Origin of the sequence: Acidovorax kalamii (genome assembly GCF_002245625.1) — a bacterium.
GTDB lineage: Bacteria > Pseudomonadota > Gammaproteobacteria > Burkholderiales > Burkholderiaceae_C > Acidovorax > Acidovorax kalamii.
In genome coordinates this window covers 741,463-759,397 of record NZ_NOIG01000004.1, presented here as the reverse complement: position 1 = coordinate 759,397, position 17,935 = coordinate 741,463, and the positions used below count along the sequence as shown (strand labels likewise).

Below are 17,935 nucleotides of genomic sequence, written 5' to 3'. Positions count from 1 at the left end.
GTGCTTTCAAGATGAGGGGTCACGCGCGGGCGAGGCCGGGCAAGACTGAGAGTGAGAAAGGACGGCGCGCCTGCCATGCAGCACCTGCCAGCACCACCAGTGCAATGACCAGCAGGGTCACAATGCTGGCCATGCGCTCCACGGGGCTGGGCTCTTGAGCGGAGTCGGGGGCTTCGCGCTCGGGCTGGCGCTCCAGCAGCACGCCCATGGCGGGCACGGCGGGTGCAGCAGGCGGGACCTCAGCCTGGGGCGGCGGTGCAGGCAGGTCGGCGGCTGGCGGTGCAGGTAGCGGCAGTGCGGGCGACTGCGGAGTGGCCACGGCCAAGCCCACGGGTGCGGCGTCCGCCGCCGGGTTGCCCTGCGCGGCCTGCTCCACCCAGCGGCGCACGCTGGGCAGCTCCGCCGCCAGCGGCGCGGCGCGCGTGAGCTCCTGGTACATCTGCGCCAGTTGTTTTTGCGTGTCGGTATCGGCCTGCCAATAGCCCTGGCGCTGCGCCTGCACCAGGCGCTCCAGCGATTGGGCATAGGCCTGCGGATGCTCTTTGAGCCACTCGGGCAGGCCCAGCTGGTGCTTGTCGCGCACCAGCACGTCGTAGAAGCTCTGCCAATGGTCGCTGCGCACCGTGTCGGGCGCCACGGCCTGCCAGCCCCAGGCGAACTGCACGGCCTTGAGCACCTGCAGCGTGCCCGAATAGCCCTCGGCCTTCTGCGCCTGGAGCCAGCCCGGGTGCAGGTAGCGCGACTGCATCTCGAGCGCAATGGCGCGCTGCGCGGTCTCGGTGGTGGGCTCGCCCACATCCTGCAGCTGGGCCACATGCAGCTCCAGCCCTTGCGGGCGCCCGGCCACGCGCGCCGCCGCCGACAGGCCGCCCAGGTACTGGAACGGGTCGTCCGAACTGACCATGGCATACAGGTGCGAGCTGCGCGACAGGATGGCGGCATCGGTGCGGCGCAGGTGGGCACCCAATGCCTTCGCCGCCGTACCACCCGCCATGCCCGTCACGGGTTCGCCGTCCAGGTAGGGCTGGCTCATGCGCTCAAGGAACATCTGGCCCAGGCGCGCATCGTTGGTTTGCAGGCCATCGCTCTGCACCGCGTCCGACAGGCCGGTGCCGTAGTCGCCCACCGCGTTGCCGAATGCCCGCACGCGCGCCAGCTGCTCGGCCTGCGCGCGCGGCACGCCCTGCTTGCGCAGCTCCTGGCCAATCTGCGCGGTGTTTCGTGCGATCACATTGCCGGGCTCGGCCGTGGCGGCGTGGGCCACGGCGCGGTCGAGCAAGGCCATCAGCGCGGGGAACTGGTCGCGGTACGAGCCGGTGATGCTCATGAGCACATCGACGCGCGGGCGCTTGAGCGCGTCGGCGGCAATGGTCTCCACGCGCACCGGGCGGCCCGCGTCGTCCCACACCGGGCGCATGCCCAGCGCCACCAGCGCCTGCGCTTCCATGATGCCCTGGTGGCGCAATGTTTCACCCGCCCACAGCGACAGCGCCATGCGCTCTGGCGCCCGGCCGCCATGGCGCGCCTGATAGTCCTTGAACCAGTCGTTGAACAGCGTCTGCGCCACGGCATAGGCCTGGCGTGTGGGCAGGCGGCTCGGGTCCAGCCCCGTGAGGTTGCGGCCCGTGGGCAGGCTGTCGGGGTTGCGGATAGGGTCGCCACCGTAAGCAGCGGGCAGGTAGCGCCCATCCAGCGCAGCCAGCAGGCCGGGCAGCTCGCCCTCGGTGGCCAGCAGGCGTTCCAGCTCCTGCGCGCGCTGGGCCAGCTGCAGCAGCGCGGGCGTGTCGATGGGCTGGCGCGCGGCGCGGTTGGGCACATGGTCTTCGGCGCGCACCACGTCGGATGCACCCGCTGCACCCGGCGTTGCAGCCTGCGCTGGCAGCACGGGGCGCAGGTCCAACACGCTGGCAGCCTGCGCGTCGGTCAGCGCCACTTCCAGCCAGCGTGCGGGGCGCGCGGCCAGCACGGCGTCGTGCTTGATGAGAAAGGCCTCGTCGATGTCCTCGCCCAGCGCTTCGATCAGCGGCTTGCGCAGAGCCTGCAGGATGGTCTCGCGCCGCTGCTCGGGCGCGGGCACGCGGCCGAACACGGCCAGGCCCTTGGGCTGCGAGCTTTGCGCGAGTTGGTCCAGGTAGGGGTGCAGGATTTCAAGAAAGCCGTGGAAGTCGGCCGTGATGCGCTCGGCGCTCCAGCCCAGGTCGCGGTGCAGCTGGTGCTCTACAAACTGCGCCACCAGCTGCTTTTCGAGCGCGCGGCGCGTGGGGCCTTCGTCCACGGTTTCCCACTCGTGCATCACCTCGTGCATGTGTGCCATGCGCGCCTCGAAACCCGCCGGGGCGAACACCGGCGTGCGGTGGCTCACCAGCACAGCGCGGCCCCGGCGCTTGGCCGTGAGGGCCTCACCCAGGTTGTCCACGATGTAGGGATAGACCACGGGCAGGTCACCGAGCGGCAGCAGCGCGTCGTCGTGCACATCCAGCGCACGGGCTTTGCCACCGGCCCATTCCTGCGTGCCGTGGGTGCCAAAGTGGATGAGCGCATCGGCCTCCAGCTGCGCCCACAGGTACACGGCCAGGTAGTGGTGCGACAGCGGCGCCTTGCTCTTGTGCATGAACGGGTTCTGGCCCAGGCGCAGTGTTTCCTCGCGCGGGGGTTGGGGCAATACCGAGAGCTTGCCCACCTGCAGGCGCGGGATGGCGAACACCTTTTCGCCCTGCCAATCGACCACGTAGCGGCTCTTTTCGGGCGCGCCCCAGTGCGCGTTCATGCGCTCGCGCACGGCCTTGGGCAGCGTGGCCAGGTGCTGCTCATAACGCGCCAGTGGCAGCGCCGCGGCCTGTCCGTTTTGCAGCAGCGCGCGCACATCAGCGCCAGGGTAGTAGGCGGCCAGCAGCGGCTTGAGCCCATCGATCCAGCCCTGCTCGGGCACCTGCTGCGTGCGGTAGCCTGCCTGGGCCAGACCGCCCGACACCTGCTCCAAGCTGCGCGGCACGTTGAGGAACGAGGCGCCAAAGTTGGTGCCACCCGGCGGGTAGTTGTAGACCATGGCCACCAAGCGCTTGTCGGCGGCGGGTTTGGTCTGCAGTGCGATCAGCCGCCGCGCCTTCGCGGCCACAGCCTGGGCTTGGCGCTCGATGAGGCGAAAGTCCCGGCCCTCAGCGCCGTGGGCGGCGACCAGGACCGGATCGATGGCACCGGCCGCTTCGGGCTGCGCCAGGTAGAACGGCACATCGGACAGCGACAGCCCCGTGTCGCTGGCCTCCCACGCAGCGGCATCACCCGCGCGGTAGGGCTGCGTGCCCAGCAGCGGCACGCCCCAGCGGGCCAGCAGCGGCTGCAGCGCGGCGGCCTGGGGCACCAGCTGGTGCAGCACCAGGGCGGAGGCATGCAGGCGGCCCGGGCCTGGGCCAGAGCCTCCTTCAGCGGGCAACTCCAGCACCTCGGCCAGCGTCTGCGCCGTGACCTGCTGACCAAAGGCCGCATAAGCGAACAGACCCTGCTGGCGGAAGGTGCGCAGCCAGGCATCGAGCCACTCCGTGCTGCCGTCGATGAAGTGGTGGCGGTGCACCAGCACGGCCACGGCGGGCAGGCTGCGCAGCGCGGGCTGGCCCTGGCGCCAGGCCTCCAGCGCGGCGGCGTTGGGCAGCAGGCGGGGCGCGTCGGGGTGGTAGATGCCCCGGGGGGGCAGGATGTCGGGCGCGGGCAAAGTCGGCATCGCAACACCCGCCACCGTGGCGCGCGCCAGGGCGATGGCGTTCTTGAGATTGCGCGGGCCGCCCGCTTGCAGGTAAGCCACCATGCGGGCAGGAGCCTCCAGCGCAGACAGGTCCACAGCAGGCGTGCCCGCAGGCACCCAGACCACGCGGCCCGGGGCGCGTGCGGCGCGGGCATCGAGCTGCGCGCCGACCATGCGGCGCAAGCGCGCCTCCACGCTGGCATGCGGGGCATCCACCCACACCATGGCGGCGCCTGCCAGTGCGCGCTCCAGCTTCTGGGCCTGGGCCGCGTCCAGTACCGCCGGGCCGGCCAGCGGGTAATCGATGTGCACAAAGCCCAGGCCCGCGTCGGAGGCCAGGCGCTGCACCATGGCCGTGCGCGGGGCCGTGGTGATGTCGGACGTGAGCCAGAGCAGCACCGGCGCTGTTTTATCAGCGCCGCCCGCTGCCAAGGCTTTCTCAGCCTGGACGGCATGCACCAGCGGCGCAGCCAGCAGCAGGCACCACAGTGCCGCGCGCAAGATCAGCGCCGTCATGGCTTGGCAGGTACCGGCGTGGCGGCGCCACCCGCGCCACCGGCCGAAGCGCTAGCAGGAGCAGCGCCCGTTTCAGGGATGTAGACGATATTGCCGTCTTCCAGCTTGTATGCCACGCCCGCGCGCACGCCCTGCCCTTGCGCTGCGCTGCCAGCGCCCTTGAAGCGCACTTCCTTGCCCTGCTCGCGCACGACCACTTCCATGTCGGGCTGGCCGGGGTTGCGGATGATGGTGACGCTTTCATTGGCGCTGGTCTGGGTCTGCACGGCCACGGCCGTGAGCAGCGCCACGACCAGCACCAGAAACACGTCCACCAGGTTCACGGCCGACAGCATCGGATCGTCATCGTCCTCGGCCAGGACGTTCAAGTGGCGCAAGCTCATTGCGCCACCCCGCGCTCCTTGCGCACCACCAGCAGCTCGGCCAGCAGCCAGCGGCGGCGCACCGAGTACACCACCAGGCCCACCGACGCGGCGGCCAGCGCCAGCACCACGCCCGCAAAGGCGCCGCTGAAAACGGCCAGCGCCTGCTGGCCGTTGCCCGCCGCCACGCTCTGCAGCGCGGGGCCGAGTGGGATCATCGTGGCGATCAGCCCCAGCATGGGCGACAGGCGGCTGAGCAGGCGCACGGGCTCCACCTGGCGCACCAGTTGCAGCTCCAGCTCTTCCATCGACAAACCCGGAGCCACGCGCAGCGAACGGTACTGCGGCTGGCGCCAGCGCTGCCACGCCTCCATGAGCGTGGCGCCGCCCGACCACAACGCGTAGACAAACGCCAACCCCACCAGCACCAGCACCGGCCACAGCAACGACTGCGCGACCTGCGAAAAACCCGATTCGATGTTCATGCTTCCACTCCCTCAATCCATGTGTTGTTTCATTGGCTGTGCTTGCGCTGCATCGATGGCAGTGCCATCCACATGCCATCCAGATGCCGCACGTGGATGCGGTGGTCAAACACGCTCTCCAGCGCCGCGTGCGTGGCGGGTGCATCGCAGGCGCCCTGGTGCAGCACGCGGCCCTGTGCCATCACCACCATGTCGTCGGATTGCAGTGCCAGCGACACCTCGTGCAGCACGCTGACCACCGTGCCCCCCGCATCGACCAGTGCACGCATGGTGTGCAGCCAGTCGGTCTGGTGCGGCGGGTCGAGGTTGGCCAGGGGCTCGTCCATCAGCAGCACCTGCGCCTGCACCGCCAGAGCGCGGGCCAGCAGCACGCGCTGGCGTTCGCCGCCCGACAGCTGCGACAGCGGGCGGTGGCGCCAGTCCCAGGCCTGCGTGATGCGCAGGGCCTGTTCCACCGCTGCGTGGTCGGCCGCACTCGGCGGTGCCAGCCAGGCCTGGTGCGGCAGCCGGCCGAGCATGGCCACGTCATAACTGGTCAGGTCGTCGGCCGAGCCTTCGTTCTGCCCCAGCCAGGCGAGCTGGCGGGCGCGTTCGCGCGCAGGAATCTGCACCAGCGGGCGGCCGAGCAACAACACGTCGCCCTGCACCGCCACACGCGGCAGCAAGCCCGCCAGCACCTTGAGCAGGGTGGACTTGCCCGCGCCGTTGGGGCCGACGATGCTCGTCCAGCGCCCGGCGGGCAATTGCAGGTCAATGCCCTGCAATATCAAGCGATTTCCGATGCTTGCGCCTATCTGGCGAGCGCTGATAGCTATTGAATTCATAGCGCACCGCCTTGCACCGTGCGCCGGTGCATGAGCCACAGCAGGTAGGTGCCGCCCAGCGCCGCCGTGAGCACGCCCACGGGCAGCTCCTGCGGCGCCAGCAGCCAGCGCGCCAGGATGTCGGCCGCCATCAGCAGCACCGCGCCCATCAGGCTGGAGAGCACGATGTGCCGTTCGTGTGTCACGCGCACGATGGAACGCACCAGGTGCGGAGCCGCCAGCCCCACAAAGGCGATGAGCCCCGTCTGCGCCACCGCCGTGCCTGTGGCCAGCGCCATGGCAGCCACCAGCCCCACACGCATGGGCATGAGTGGCAAGCCCAGGCTGGCGGCCGTGGCCTCGCCCAGCGTGAGGCCGTCCAGCGCACGTGCCAGCATCCAGGCAACCACCGAGCACAGCGCCCAGGCCACGGCCATGAGCAAGCAGGCCGCCCAGCCCACAAAAGCCGTGCTGCCCAGCGTGAAGGCCTGCATGGCCTGCAGGATGTCGGGCGAGGCCAGTTCCACCAGGTCACGCAGCGCGCCCAGCACCACGCCCACAATCACCCCCGCCAGCAACAAGCGCAGCGTGTGCTGCACGCCCCTGGCGAGCAGCAGCGTGAGCACCACCGCCCCCGCCGCGCCCAAAAATGCCATGCCCGTGATGCCGATGCGGGCCATCCACTGCGCCGCCACCGGCGACACCCCGAAGAGCGCCATGGCGACAGCCCCGCCCAGCGCTGCGCCCGAGGCGCTGCCCAGCAGGTACGGGTCGGCCAGCGGGTTGCGGAACAGCCCCTGCGCCACCGCGCCCGACAGGCCCAGCAACGCACCCGCCAGCCAGGCGCCCAGCGTGCGCGGCAAGCGGATGTCCCACACGATCTGCCAGGCCACGGGGTCGCCTTGCATGCGCAGCACGCTGTCAAAACCCGTGCTGCCCACGCTGGCGCCACACAGGGTCAGCACGGCGCTGGCCAGCAGCAGCCAGGCGGCACACCACACAGCGCGGCGGCTGGCAGAACCGGTGGGCAAGTCCATGGGAACGTGGGTCATGGGGCCTTGTCCACCAGGCAGCGCGCCATGATGCGGGCCGCCTCGGCCATGCGGGGGCCAGGCCGCACGACCACATCCGAATCACCCGGACCGAACACGCACAGCCGGTTCTCGCGGATTGCGCGCATGGTCGCCCAGCCGGGGTACGGCACCATGGCCTGCATGCTGCGGTTGCCGATCATGATGATGTCGGGGTTGGCGCGCACCACGAACTCGGGGTTCAGGCGCGGAAACGGCCCCAGCGACGCAGGCACCACGTTGCGCACGCCCAGGCGGGTGAGCGATTCGCCAATGAACGAGGCCTCGCCCGCCGCATAGGGCCCGCGGCTCACCTCGAAGTACACGCGTGCATTCTTGGCCTTGGGCGGCAGGGACTGGGCCGCCGCGAGCACGCCCGCGTCGATCACGCGCCAGAGGCGATCAGCGCCCTGCGCGCGGGGCACGCCCAGCAGGTCGCTCACGGTGCCCAGCACGCGGCGCACATCGGCGTGGGTCTTGGGCTCCAGCTGCACCACCGTGAGGCCCAGCGCCTCCAGCCGGTCGCTGGCGCGGGAGCTGACGGACATGAGCACCAGGTCCGGCTTGAGCGCCACGATGGCCTCGATGCTCGGGTCGATGCCGCCGCCCACCTTGGGCAGCTTGCCAATCACGGCCTCGGGCCAGTTGGAGTAGCGGTCCACCCCCACGAGCCGGTGGCATTGCTCCAGCTCGCACACGCTTTCGGTCAGCGATGGCAGCAGGCTCACGATGCGCTGCGGGGGGCGGGGCAGCGAGACCTCGCGGCCCTTGTCATCCTTGATGTGCACGGGCTGCGCACGCGCGAGGCCAGCCATGAGCAGGCCCAGCAGCAACAGGATGGCAATCACCCACAGGATGCGGCGCACGGGGGTGGGTTTCATCAGCAAGGTTCTTTCAAAGTGAGGGGGAGCCCGGCGGCCATGAGCGTGACGCGGGAGCACGCCTGGGCCACCTGCTGGTTCAGCGTGCCCAGCGCATCCACAAAAGCGCGCACCTCGCGCCCCATCGGGATGACCCCCAGGCCAATTTCGTTGCCCACCAGAACAACGGGGCCAGGGGATTTCCGAACCGCTCCTAAAAACATAGCTGCTTGCGCTTTCCAGTCGCGCGCAAGGGCCTGTTTTTGTTCAAAATTCATGGCTTCCACACCCAAGGGCATGGTCCAGTGGGTGAGCCACAGCGTGAGGCAGTCCACCACCAGCAGGGTCTGCGGTGTGCTGAGCCGCGCGAGGGCTGCGGCCACGTCGTGCGGCTCTTCCACCGTCTGCAGGCCGGGCACGCGCTCGGCGCGGTCGCGCTGGTGGCGGGCGATGCGCTCGCGCATTTCGTCGTCCCAGGCTTCGCCGGTGGCAATCAACACCGCGCGGTGATCGGCGGACTGCGCCAGCCAGTCGCGCGCCAGCAGCTCGGCGCGGCGGGACTTGCCGCTTTTCTGACCACCGAGGATGAGCTCGGTGGTGATGGAGTGCGGTGCGGGCGTCATGCGTTTTTGCTACCCAGCAGGTGGGCGACGGCCTCGGGACTGGACGGGAACCACGCATGGAAGTAGCTGGCGTGGATGCTGCCCTGCCGGTACAGTGCCTCGCCCGCATCCGGCGCAACCGCCTCGTTCGGGCGCGCCGTGCGGGCCACCACAGGGGCGCTGCTGTCGCTGGTCGAATAATGGAAAGTGTGGCCGCGCAGGGTGTGCCCGGCCACGGCCAGTTGCTGCGGGCCCAGCGCCGCCAGGCGCTTTTGCATGGTCACATGGCCGGGCAACAGCCCCCAGAGCGGGGCCTTGTTGCCATCGGCCAGGGCGATGGATTCCAACAGCGCCATCATGCCGCCACACTCGGCCCACAGGGGCCTGCCTGCGGCCACATGGGCGTGCAAGCTAGTTTGCATGCAGGTGTTGGCGGCGATCTGCGCGGTGTGCAGCTCGGGGTAGCCGCCGGGCAGCCACACTGCATCGCAATCGGGCAGCGCGGCATCGTGCAGCGGCGAAAAAAACACCACGCGTGCACCCATCTGTTCCAGGCATTGCACATTGGCGGCATAGATAAAACAGAACGCGGCATCGCGCCCCACAGCCACCGTGCGGCCTGCCAGCAGGCGCGGCACGGCGGGCGCCGATGCGGGCGCCGGGAAATCCACAGCCCAGCACTGCAGGTCGTCCATGTCCATCTGGCCCAGCGGCGTGGCAGCCAGCGCGTCGGCGGCGGCGTCCAGCCGCTGCAGGCTGTCGTCCAGCTCGTGCGCGGCCACCAGGCCCAGGTGGCGCTCGGGCAGCAATGCGGCAGCCGCCTTGGCGGCAGCGGGCGCCTTGGCGGTGGCCTGCACCCGCATCAGTGCGCCCATCCAGTCGTCGGGATCCTGCAGACCGTCCCGCAGCATGTCGGCGTGGCGCGCACTGCCCACGCGGTTGGCCAGCACGCCGGCCCAGGGCAGGCCAGGGCGGTAGTGGCGCAGGCCAAAGGCCAGCGCGCCAAATGTGCCAGCCATGGCCGAGGCATCGACCACGGCCAGCACGGGCACGCCAAAGTGCCGGGCCAGGTCGGCCGCGCTGGGGCTGCCGTCAAACAGGCCCATCACGCCTTCGATGAGGATCAGGTCCGACTCGCGTGCAGCGTCGTGAAGGCGCTGCGCGCAGTCTGTCTCGCCGTTCATCCACAGGTCGAGCTGGTGCACGGGTGCACCGCTGGCGAGCTGGTGCCAGTGCGGGTCCAGAAAGTCCGGCCCGCACTTGAAGACCCGCACGCGCCGCCCCTGGCGCGCATGCAAGCGCGCCAGGGCGGCGGTGACGGTGGTCTTGCCCTGGCCCGAAGCCGGGGCGGCGATCAGGATCGCCGGGCTACGGGCAGGCTGCACCATTTCGCTTCTCCTCTTCCCTTGTCTGACAGCCTGGCGTGCTGTGGACTCACTGCGGCGCCCACTTCACGCCGACGTACACCGTGCGGCCAGCAGTGGCGTAGGTGCGGGCCAGCTGGTAGTCCTTGTCGGCCAGGTTGTCGATGCGGGCAATCAGCGTGTAGTCGCGCGCAATGCGGGTGCTGGCGTACAGGTTGACCAGCGCATAGCCACCCAGCACGTTGGTGTTGGCCACGGTGTCGAAGCGGCGGCCCGAGACCTGCACTTCGGCGCCCGCGGTCCAGCCCGCCAGGCGCGTGTCGGCACCGAAGGTGGCGTGCTGCTTGGCGCGGCGCGCCAGCTGCTTGCCGGTGTCCAGGTCGCGCGGGCGCTGCAGGTCGATGGAGCCATGCAGTTGCACATCGCCCATGCGGTGCGAGCCCGCAAAGGTCACACCCTTGTATTCAGCGCGGGCCGTGTTGGCGTAGCAGCCAAAGTCCGACAGGCAGGTGCCTGGGCCGGAGAACGAGATCAGGTTGCTCACGCGGTTGCGGAACAGCGTGGCCGAGAAGGTGCTGCTGCCTTGGGCATAGCGCAGTGCCACTTCGGCATTGCGGCTGCTTTCGGGGCGCAGCGATGCCACGCCGTATTCACTGAAGCGGTGGTACAGCGTGGGCGCACGGAAGGCCGTGCCCACCGACGCCGTGGCGCGCCACTGCGGGGTGATGGCATAGCCATAGGCCGCGCTGCCGGTACTCTTGCCGCCGAATTCGCTGTCGGAGTCGTGGCGCAGATTGAGCTGCACCGTGTGGCCTGCGGCGTTGTAGCCATAGCCCAGGGCCAGTGCATCCTGCGCGCGTTTGGCGTCGATGGGCTTGTTCTCCAGGCGGTCTTCGCGGCGCTCCAGGGCCGCGGTGACCAGGTGCGCGCCCTGGCGGTACTCATTCTGGAAGTAGTAGCCACGCAGGCGCGTGTCGCTGAGGTAGGGCGAGGGACGAGTCTCGTACTCATCGCGCGAGTCGGTGATGGACAGGCGCGTCTTGTAGGCATTGCTCCACTGCGCGTTCCAGTTCAGCCCCAGCGCGTGCATGGTGTGCAGGTTGCGGTCGTCCTTGCCCAGGCCGCTGTCGTAGCCGCTGTTGGTGTCGTTGACCATCAGCGTGCCTTCGAGGCGGTGCACGGCATCCACCTGCAGGCCCACACGGGCGTGGCCCGCCGTATTGCGGTAGCCGTCGCGGTCGGGGTTCTGCGTGGCGAGAGTGCGGGCGTTGAAGCCCTTGCTGTTCTCGCGGGACAGGCCCAGCGCGTAGTCCAGGGTGCCGCTGGCACCGCTGATACCGGCCTCCAGCTTGGAGGTGCCATGGCTGCCCACGCCCGCGCCCACATAGGGCGCCGTGCCATTCTCGCCACGCTTGGTAAAGATCTGCACTACGCCGCCCATGGCGTCCGAGCCATACACCGCCCCAGCCGGGCCGCGCAGCACTTCGATGCGGTCGATGAGGCCAAGCGGAATGCTCTCCCAGGGCGCACCGCCGGTGGACTGCGAATCGATGCGCACGCCGTCGATATACACCGCCGTGAAGCGCGACTCGGCGCCGCGCAGAAACACGCCAGTGGTCGTGCCCGGGCCGCCATTGCGCGAGAACTCCACCCCTGGCAAGCGCGCCAGCAGGTCGGCCAGGCCGGTGGCGCCGCTGGTTTCGATGGTTTCGCGGTCCACGATGGACACGTCGGCAATCAGGTCGGTGAGCGGCTGCGGAGTGCGTGTGGCGGCCACCACGGTTTCTGCCAGCGATGGAGTACGCAGGTTCTGGGCCAGCAGTTCACCAGTGCCGGGCGCGGTCTGGGCCAGGGCGCCGCAGGCGCTGCCGACAGCCAGCGTCACCAGGGCCAGGCGTTGGGCGGGCACGCGCAGCGACGCCACAGGGCGCGCACGAAAGGTACGGATTTTCATGGGGATCATCGTCAACAAACAACCCGGGGCCGGCCTCCCGCCAGCATGTGGGTGATACAGCCGCGCAGCGCCCAAAAAAGGGCGCACGCAGCCACCATGTTGGCCGGTATCCGGGCTGGCGGAACACCCTCCAATGCCTTCCCAGGCGCTTGTTCAAGGCGCCCAGTGGCTTATGGATGGAGAGAGAATCGAAGATTCGTCCGCTGACCGTTGCGGGGGCAGCGCAGGCTGGGCGCGCCATGTGTGGCGGCACCTCCCTGCTTCCCGTTGAACTGCGGCATGTGAACCACACCGCGAGCACCAACGGCAGGATTTTACGACCGTTTACAACGCGCAACCCTACAATCGCTGGCTGTATGGCAACACCGTCCCCCACCGACCAGATCGCCGACCGCGTTGAGCGCCTGCTGCTGCGCCATGCAGAACTGCAGCGCACCAACGCCTTGCTGGCGGACCAGGTGGCCGCCCTCACCCAGGAGCGGGACTCGCTCAAATCCCGCCTGAGTGCAGCGCGTGCCCGTGTGGATGCCCTGCTCGAACGCCTTCCCGCCGCCGTGCCGCTCACGAAAGAAGCCGAATGAAGCAAATCGAGGTGCAGATCCTGCAGCAAAGCTACCTGCTGACCTGCCCCGAGGGCCGAGAGAGCCGCTTGCTGGACGCTGTGGAGCGTGTGGACACCGCCATGACACGCATCCGCGATGCCGGCAAGGTGCGCGCCCGCGAACGCATTGCCGTGCTGGCCGCCCTGAATCTGGCCTTCGAGATTGCAGACCGTGAAGCCGCTGACCTGGCGGCGGGTTCTGCCGCCAAAGCGGCGCTCCCTGCAGCGCCCGCATCTGCAACAGGGCACCAAGAATCCCTGCTGCCCGAAGACGAGAACCAGCGCCTGCAGAGCCTGGTGCAGCGTCTGGACCAGGCTCTGGGCGACGACGGCCGCCTGCTCTGAGGCTGCTGCAACCGGGCCACCGCAGGCGATGCGCCAGCAAGCCTGCGGGCTTTTCCCTCGCCCCACTCTTCGCACCTGTTGCAAGCGCCTACAATGGCGAGGTCTGCGAAGCCGCCGGGCTTTATATTTCCTTGAACCAATGCTCAACGAGCTCGGGCTTGGTACATCGCCCGGTGAGCGTGATCATCTCGCGTCAGATGAACCCAACGCTTGGCTGCCCTCGCCCACCTGAACCCCCGGTTCAGGATGAGAGTCCGGTGGCATTCGCAGACACCCTCTTCCCCATGCCCCTGCCATCGCACGCCACCGCTGCCCCCCTCCAGGCAGGGCATTGCCCCCTCTCCCCGGGGCCACGACCCTCTCTTTCATTTCTTCTCATTGCGCCATGCTGGACCCTCTCCTGATTGTTGAACTTGGTGTGTTGGGCCTGGCCACCGGCTTTCTCGCCGGGCTGCTGGGCATTGGTGGCGGCATGTTGCTGGTGCCGTTCCTGACCTACATTCTGGGAGCACAAAAAGTTGCGCCAGACCTGGCCGTGAAGATGGCAATTGCCACGTCGATGGCCACCATCATGTTCACGTCGATCTCCAGCGTACGTGCCCACCACAAGCGCGGAGCGGTGCGCTGGGACATCGTCAAGCGCCTGGCCCCCGGCATCGTGCTGGGTGGTTTTTTGGCAAGCCTCGGGGTGTTTGCGCTGCTCAAGGGCTCCTTCCTCGCCATCTTCTTTGCGCTGTTCGTGAGCTTCTCTGCCACGCAGATGTTTCTGGACAAGAAGCCCGCCCCCACGCGCCAGATGCCTGGTGGCGCAGGCCAGGTGGCAGCAGGCGGCGTGATCGGATTCCTGTCCGGCCTGGTAGGGGCTGGTGGCGGTTTTGTGAGCGTGCCGTTCATGACCTGGTGCAACGTGCCTATCCACAACGCCGTGGCCACCAGTGCCGCACTCGGTTTTCCAATTGCTCTGGCGAACGTGGTTGGCTACGTGGTGGGCGGGCAGAACGTGGCGGGCTTGCCCACGGCATCGCTGGGCTACGTCTGGCTGCCCGCGCTCGCCGTGATCGCCACCTGCAGTGTGCTGACAGCACCACTGGGTGCCAAGGCCGCGCACAGCCTGCCTGTGAAGCAGCTCAAACGCGTTTTCGCCTACCTGTTGTTTGGTCTGGCGGCCTACATGCTGTGGAAGGGCGTGACGGCCCATTGAGGCCAAGGCGCAACCGCACGCTCAGGCGGGCCTGCTGATGCAAGCCCCTGCCTCAATGGGGCTTACGAATTGACCGGCCGGTGTTTGCCCTGCGCCTTCAGCGGCAAGGGCTCGCGCAGCATGGCGCGGAACTTGTCGGCCGGAAGCCCGGGGGCACACAGAAAGCCCTGGTAGTGCTCGCACAGCATCTGCTGCAGCACGGCCTGCTGGGTTTCGGTTTCCACACCTTCCGCCACCACCTCGATGTGCATGGCGCGGCCCATGCTGATGATAGCGCTCACGATGGCCCGGTCACCATCGTCATCGGGCAAGCCGCGCACAAAGGACTGATCGATCTTGAGCTTGTGGATCGGCAGTTTCTTGAGGTAGGCCAGGCTGGAATAGCCCGTGCCAAAGTCATCAATGGCCAGGCCAATGCCCAGATCTGCCAACACCCGCAGGCGCTGCTCCATCTCCTGCGCATCCTGCAGCAGGATGGTTTCGGTCAGCTCCAGCTCTAGCAAGGTCGGCGGCAGCTGGTGCACGGCCAGCAGGCGCGTGATCCGGTCCACAAAGTCAGGCTGGCGGAACTCCAGCGCCGACACGTTCACGGAAATCATGATCGGCATGCCGCTGTGCATCCACACCGCCGCCTCGCGCACCGCCTGCTCCATCACCCAGGCACCCAGGGTCACGATGTAGCCCGACTCTTCCGCCAAAGGGATGAACACGCCCGGCGAGACCGCACCGAACTCGGGATCGGTCCAGCGGATCAACGCCTCGGCCCCTGTAATGCGCCCTGTGGCCATGTTGACCTGCGGCTGGTAGTGCACAGCCATGCGCTGCAGGCCCAGTGCCTGCCGCATGGCGTGTTCCATCTGCATGCGGGCCAGCAGGTTGGCATTCATCTGCGGCTGGTAGAAGCCGTAGCTGCCGCGCCCCCGCTCCTTGACCCGGTACATCGCGGTGTCGGACTGCTTGATCAGATCGTCCAGGGTCGCCCCGTCCTGCGGATACAAGGCAATGCCAATGCTGCACTGGATGGAGAACCCCATGCTGTCGAGCATGAAAGGCTTGAGCATGTCGTCCAGGATGCGGCGCGCCACGCTTTCGGCCACCGGGGCATCACCGCCATGCAGGTAAATGACGAACTCATCTCCCCCCAGTCTGCACAGCATGTCGGTCTGCCGCAGGCAGGTCTGCAGGCGCTCGGCCACCAGTTGCAGCACCCGGTCGCCAAAGGGGTGCCCCAAGGAATCGTTGATGATCTTGAAACGATCAAGATCCAGGAAGAGGATGGCAAACCCGGTGTCACTCTGGCGTGCGCCCTGGATCGCGGTGTCCACCCGCTGCGACAGCAGCAGCCGGTTCGGCAAGCCGGTGAGCACGTCGCTGTAGGCCAGCTCCTCGATGCGTTTCTGCGCCGCATGCTGCAGAGTCAGGTCACGCATGAAGCCAATGCTCTGCACCAGCAGCCCTTCGTCGTCGCGCAGCGCCACCCAGGACAGCTGCACGGCGCAGTAGGCCCCGTTGTCTCGGGGCAGCCAAAGCTCCCCCTCCCAGAAACCGTCACGGGCCCAGCCCTGCTGCACGCGCTCCATGAAGGCCGCATCCGAGCCGCCGCCGAACAGCGAAGCAGCCGTGCAGCCCTCAAAGGCTTTGGCAGCGGGCCCCACCAGGCGCTCACAGCCCGGGTTCATGCGCATGATGCGGTGCTGGCTGTCGGCAATAAAAATGGCATCCAGGCTGGACTCGAACACGCGTGCCGCCAGGCGCAGGCTGGCCTGGATTTCGGTCTGCCGGGTGATGTCCCGGTACGAGTAGACGCGCCCCACCGCCCGCCCCTGGCGAAACTGCGGCACAGTCCGCATTTCCAGCACCATGCCGCTGCGCAGTTCCAGGATGTCCGTGCTCTCCTGCATGGGTTCGCGCTCAATAGCCACCATGCGCTCGGCATAGGCGCGGGCATCGGTCACCTGGCTGGCCATGAAGGCATAGACGGCTGCATCGTCGCGCTCGACCAGCAACTGGCGCGGCAAGCCCCAGAGCTGGGCCAGCCTCTGGTTAAAGGCGCGCACACTGCGGTCCAGCCCGCAGACCAGCATGCCGTCGGCCGCTGAATCCAGCGTCGCACGCAGCTCGGACAACAGGGTTTCCAGTTCGCGCTCCGTCGCCTCCTGGGCGCTGCGGTCGAGCATGGTGAGCATGAAGACCGTGCGCCCGTCCGGCCCCCAGGGCACACGCGCGACATGGCGCTCCACAGGCACCAGTTGGCCATTGGCACGCACCAGGCTGGTGTGCGAGTGGATTCCTGCCGCAATCACCTCCGGGGGTTCGGCCCAGAAGGCCTGGTCTTGCGGGGTGGCTGCGAGGCCCAGCACGGGCTTGCCCGCCATGTCGGCTGCAGGCATGCCCACCAGGCGCTCGGCGGCGGTATTGGCATGCAGGATGAGGTGGTGCGTCTCATCGACCAGCCAGACGGCTTCCTGCAGCCCATCCAGCCAGCCATGCGATTGCAAGTCGGTCACGTACCCGCCTCTTCAGGGCCGGGGCTGACCGCTCGCTCAAAAAAGTAACAGATGCGCTGCCGGGGCGACAGGTAGTCCAGCGCATCGCGCGGCAGCTGTGCCGGTTTGAGGCTGCGGCGTATGCCCAGCTCGGGAACAGTTTCCAGGTCCAGGATGGGCGCCTCATCCTTGGGCACCCTGGAGTCGTGGACGATGACCTTGGGCCGCAACGGGCGCGAAGAATTCACCGAGGCCACAATCGCATAACGGTCATTGACCAGTTGGACGATGGAGCCCGGCGGATACACCCCCATCATGCGGATGAAAGCGCCGAGCACCACCGAATCGAACTTCACCTTGAGCTGGGCAAAGATGACCGAGAGCGCCTCGTGGGGCGTGAGGGCATCCACACCAACAGTAGGGTTGCACATGCGGTCGTACCGGTTGACAAGCGCCAGCACCTGGCTCGCCCGCCCCAGGTCCACCCCGGTGAGCCGCTGCGGAAACCCGCTGCCATCGGCCATTTCATGATGCCGGGCCACCGCCTGCACCACAGCCTCAGGAAACCCCATGCGCTTGGCCATCGCCACGGATTCCGCCACATGGGTTTCATACCGCGACCGCTCCATCAGGGGCATGGACGGCGTGGGCTGCCGCAGGTTCGGCGGCAGCTTGAGCTTGCCCAGGTCGTGAATCAGCGCCGCCACTCCCAGGCCCTGCAGCTCTTCGCTTTTCATGCCCAAGGCACGGCCCAGCAACAGCGAAATAACCATTACGTTGATAGGGTGCAAGGCGTTGCGTTCGCCCACGCCTTCCGACAACAGCCGGATGACAGAGTCACCGTTTTCGAGCAGCTCGGAAACACACCCGGACACCAGCGCCACGCCTTTGTCTCGCGCCAGGTCGGGGTGTTCTGACACGGCCCGCTCCAGTGCCTGGTACTGCCGGGTGGCCTCGGCGAATCGCTGGTTGCAGGCGGCCAGAGCCTTGTTCTGTGCCTCCAGCAACTGGCGCCGCCGCAGGGCTTCGGTGTCCACCGCTGCGGGAACCCCTGGTGCCTCCAGGCCATTGGCGGGGGGCGCCACCATTTCGGGCACGCTCCAGGCGGCAGGCACCAGCTCCTTGAGCGCCGGGTCACTTTTCTTGGGCAGGTAACGCACCTCGGTCAACCCCAGCCCTCGCAAGGTGGCGATCTGTTCGGCCGACGCCACCCGGAAACTGCTGGTCGGGAATGGATGATGCATCCAGCCCACATCAAGCTGGATGTACATGCCGACCCGCAGTTGGCTGATGTCGATGAGGATGGAAGAGTTCACTTCAGGCGCACGCGAAACATGGAGACATCAATGCCACCAATAGTTACGCAGATTATCACCAGTTACGGAGGCTTGTCTAAGCAGCACAACCCCATCGCGGCGATACGGCAACACTTGGGCAACACTTGCCCCACAAGTGCCTAGCCCGTGGCAATTAGCCCAAAAATGGGGGCCTGCGGCGAAGTGTCTTGGGATCGGCCTGCCTTCGAAGGGCCCGATACGCCCCGCCTCCGG

Annotated in this window: 14 protein-coding genes and 1 riboswitch; of the genes, 3 read left to right on the top strand and 11 right to left on the bottom strand. The window is 68.0% G+C overall.

Features of this window, described 5'->3' with window-relative positions:
• Nucleotides 1-19 precede the first annotated feature (19 nt).
• From cobN to CBY09_RS06525, 9 genes are read right to left on the bottom strand one after another with little or no spacing between them, the layout of a single operon-like run.
• On the bottom strand, nt 20-4,252 hold the full coding sequence (gene cobN / locus CBY09_RS06565) for a cobaltochelatase subunit CobN (protein WP_094287584.1): 4,233 nt from the start codon (nt 4,250-4,252) through the stop codon (nt 20-22).
• Nucleotides 4,249-4,635: a DUF2149 domain-containing protein gene (locus tag CBY09_RS06560; RefSeq protein ID WP_094287582.1), complete on the bottom strand. Its 387-nt coding sequence runs from the start codon at nt 4,633-4,635 to the stop codon at nt 4,249-4,251. Before CBY09_RS06560 ends, cobN begins: the two co-directional genes overlap by 4 nt.
• Nucleotides 4,632-5,099 carry a hypothetical protein gene (locus tag CBY09_RS06555; protein ID WP_008906167.1) on the bottom strand — a complete coding sequence of 156 codons (468 nt, stop codon included), beginning with the start codon at nt 5,097-5,099 and terminating at the stop codon, nt 4,632-4,634. Before CBY09_RS06555 ends, CBY09_RS06560 begins: the two co-directional genes overlap by 4 nt.
• Nucleotides 5,100-5,128: 29 nt before the next feature.
• Entirely contained in the window at nt 5,129-5,923 is a 795-nt protein-coding gene (locus tag CBY09_RS06550; protein ID WP_094287580.1) for an ABC transporter ATP-binding protein, read from the bottom strand.
• Entirely contained in the window at nt 5,920-6,954 is a 1,035-nt protein-coding gene (locus CBY09_RS06545) for a FecCD family ABC transporter permease (RefSeq protein ID WP_094287578.1), read from the bottom strand. The genes CBY09_RS06550 and CBY09_RS06545 overlap by 4 nt, the downstream gene beginning before the upstream one ends.
• Entirely contained in the window at nt 6,951-7,853 is a 903-nt protein-coding gene (locus CBY09_RS06540) for an ABC transporter substrate-binding protein (RefSeq protein WP_094287576.1), read from the bottom strand. The genes CBY09_RS06545 and CBY09_RS06540 overlap by 4 nt, the downstream gene beginning before the upstream one ends.
• Nucleotides 7,853-8,455: a bifunctional adenosylcobinamide kinase/adenosylcobinamide-phosphate guanylyltransferase gene (locus CBY09_RS06535; RefSeq protein WP_094287574.1), complete on the bottom strand. Its 603-nt coding sequence runs from the start codon at nt 8,453-8,455 to the stop codon at nt 7,853-7,855. Before CBY09_RS06535 ends, CBY09_RS06540 begins: the two co-directional genes overlap by 1 nt.
• Nucleotides 8,452-9,822, bottom strand: a complete 1,371-nt coding sequence (locus CBY09_RS06530) for a cobyrinic acid a,c-diamide synthase CobB (RefSeq protein ID WP_094287572.1) — start codon at nt 9,820-9,822, stop codon at nt 8,452-8,454. Before CBY09_RS06530 ends, CBY09_RS06535 begins: the two co-directional genes overlap by 4 nt.
• Before the next feature lie 46 nt (nt 9,823-9,868).
• Nucleotides 9,869-11,752 carry a TonB-dependent receptor domain-containing protein gene (locus CBY09_RS06525; RefSeq protein ID WP_094288085.1) on the bottom strand — a complete coding sequence of 628 codons (1,884 nt, stop codon included), beginning with the start codon at nt 11,750-11,752 and terminating at the stop codon, nt 9,869-9,871.
• 84 nt (nt 11,753-11,836) lie between these two features.
• Nucleotides 11,837-12,072, bottom strand: a riboswitch (cobalamin riboswitch).
• 36 nt (nt 12,073-12,108) lie between these two features.
• Between CBY09_RS06525 and CBY09_RS06520 the strand changes: the two genes are divergently transcribed.
• The 3 genes from CBY09_RS06520 to CBY09_RS06510 all read left to right on the top strand — a co-directional run bounded on the left by CBY09_RS06520 (nt 12,109) and on the right by CBY09_RS06510 (nt 13,899).
• A complete protein-coding gene (locus tag CBY09_RS06520; protein WP_094287570.1) occupies nt 12,109-12,333 on the top strand; it encodes a DUF904 domain-containing protein in 225 nt (74 codons plus the stop codon).
• Nucleotides 12,330-12,698 (top strand): cell division protein ZapA, encoded by a 369-nt coding sequence (locus CBY09_RS06515; protein ID WP_094287568.1) that lies wholly within the window; start codon nt 12,330-12,332, stop codon nt 12,696-12,698. Before CBY09_RS06520 ends, CBY09_RS06515 begins: the two co-directional genes overlap by 4 nt.
• Nucleotides 12,699-13,083: 385 nt before the next feature.
• On the top strand, nt 13,084-13,899 hold the full coding sequence (locus CBY09_RS06510; RefSeq protein WP_094287566.1) for a sulfite exporter TauE/SafE family protein: 816 nt from the start codon (nt 13,084-13,086) through the stop codon (nt 13,897-13,899).
• A gap of 62 nt (nt 13,900-13,961) precedes the next feature.
• Here the strand turns inward: CBY09_RS06510 and CBY09_RS06505 are convergent, their stop codons facing one another.
• Nucleotides 13,962-16,406: a sensor domain-containing protein gene (locus CBY09_RS06505; protein ID WP_094287564.1), complete on the bottom strand. Its 2,445-nt coding sequence runs from the start codon at nt 16,404-16,406 to the stop codon at nt 13,962-13,964.
• The gene (locus CBY09_RS06500) at nt 16,403-17,701 is read right to left on the bottom strand and encodes a cyclic di-GMP phosphodiesterase (RefSeq protein ID WP_094287562.1); all 1,299 of its coding nucleotides are present in this window, start codon (nt 17,699-17,701) and stop codon (nt 16,403-16,405) included. The genes CBY09_RS06505 and CBY09_RS06500 overlap by 4 nt, the downstream gene beginning before the upstream one ends.
• Nucleotides 17,702-17,935: the final 234 nt, after the last annotated feature.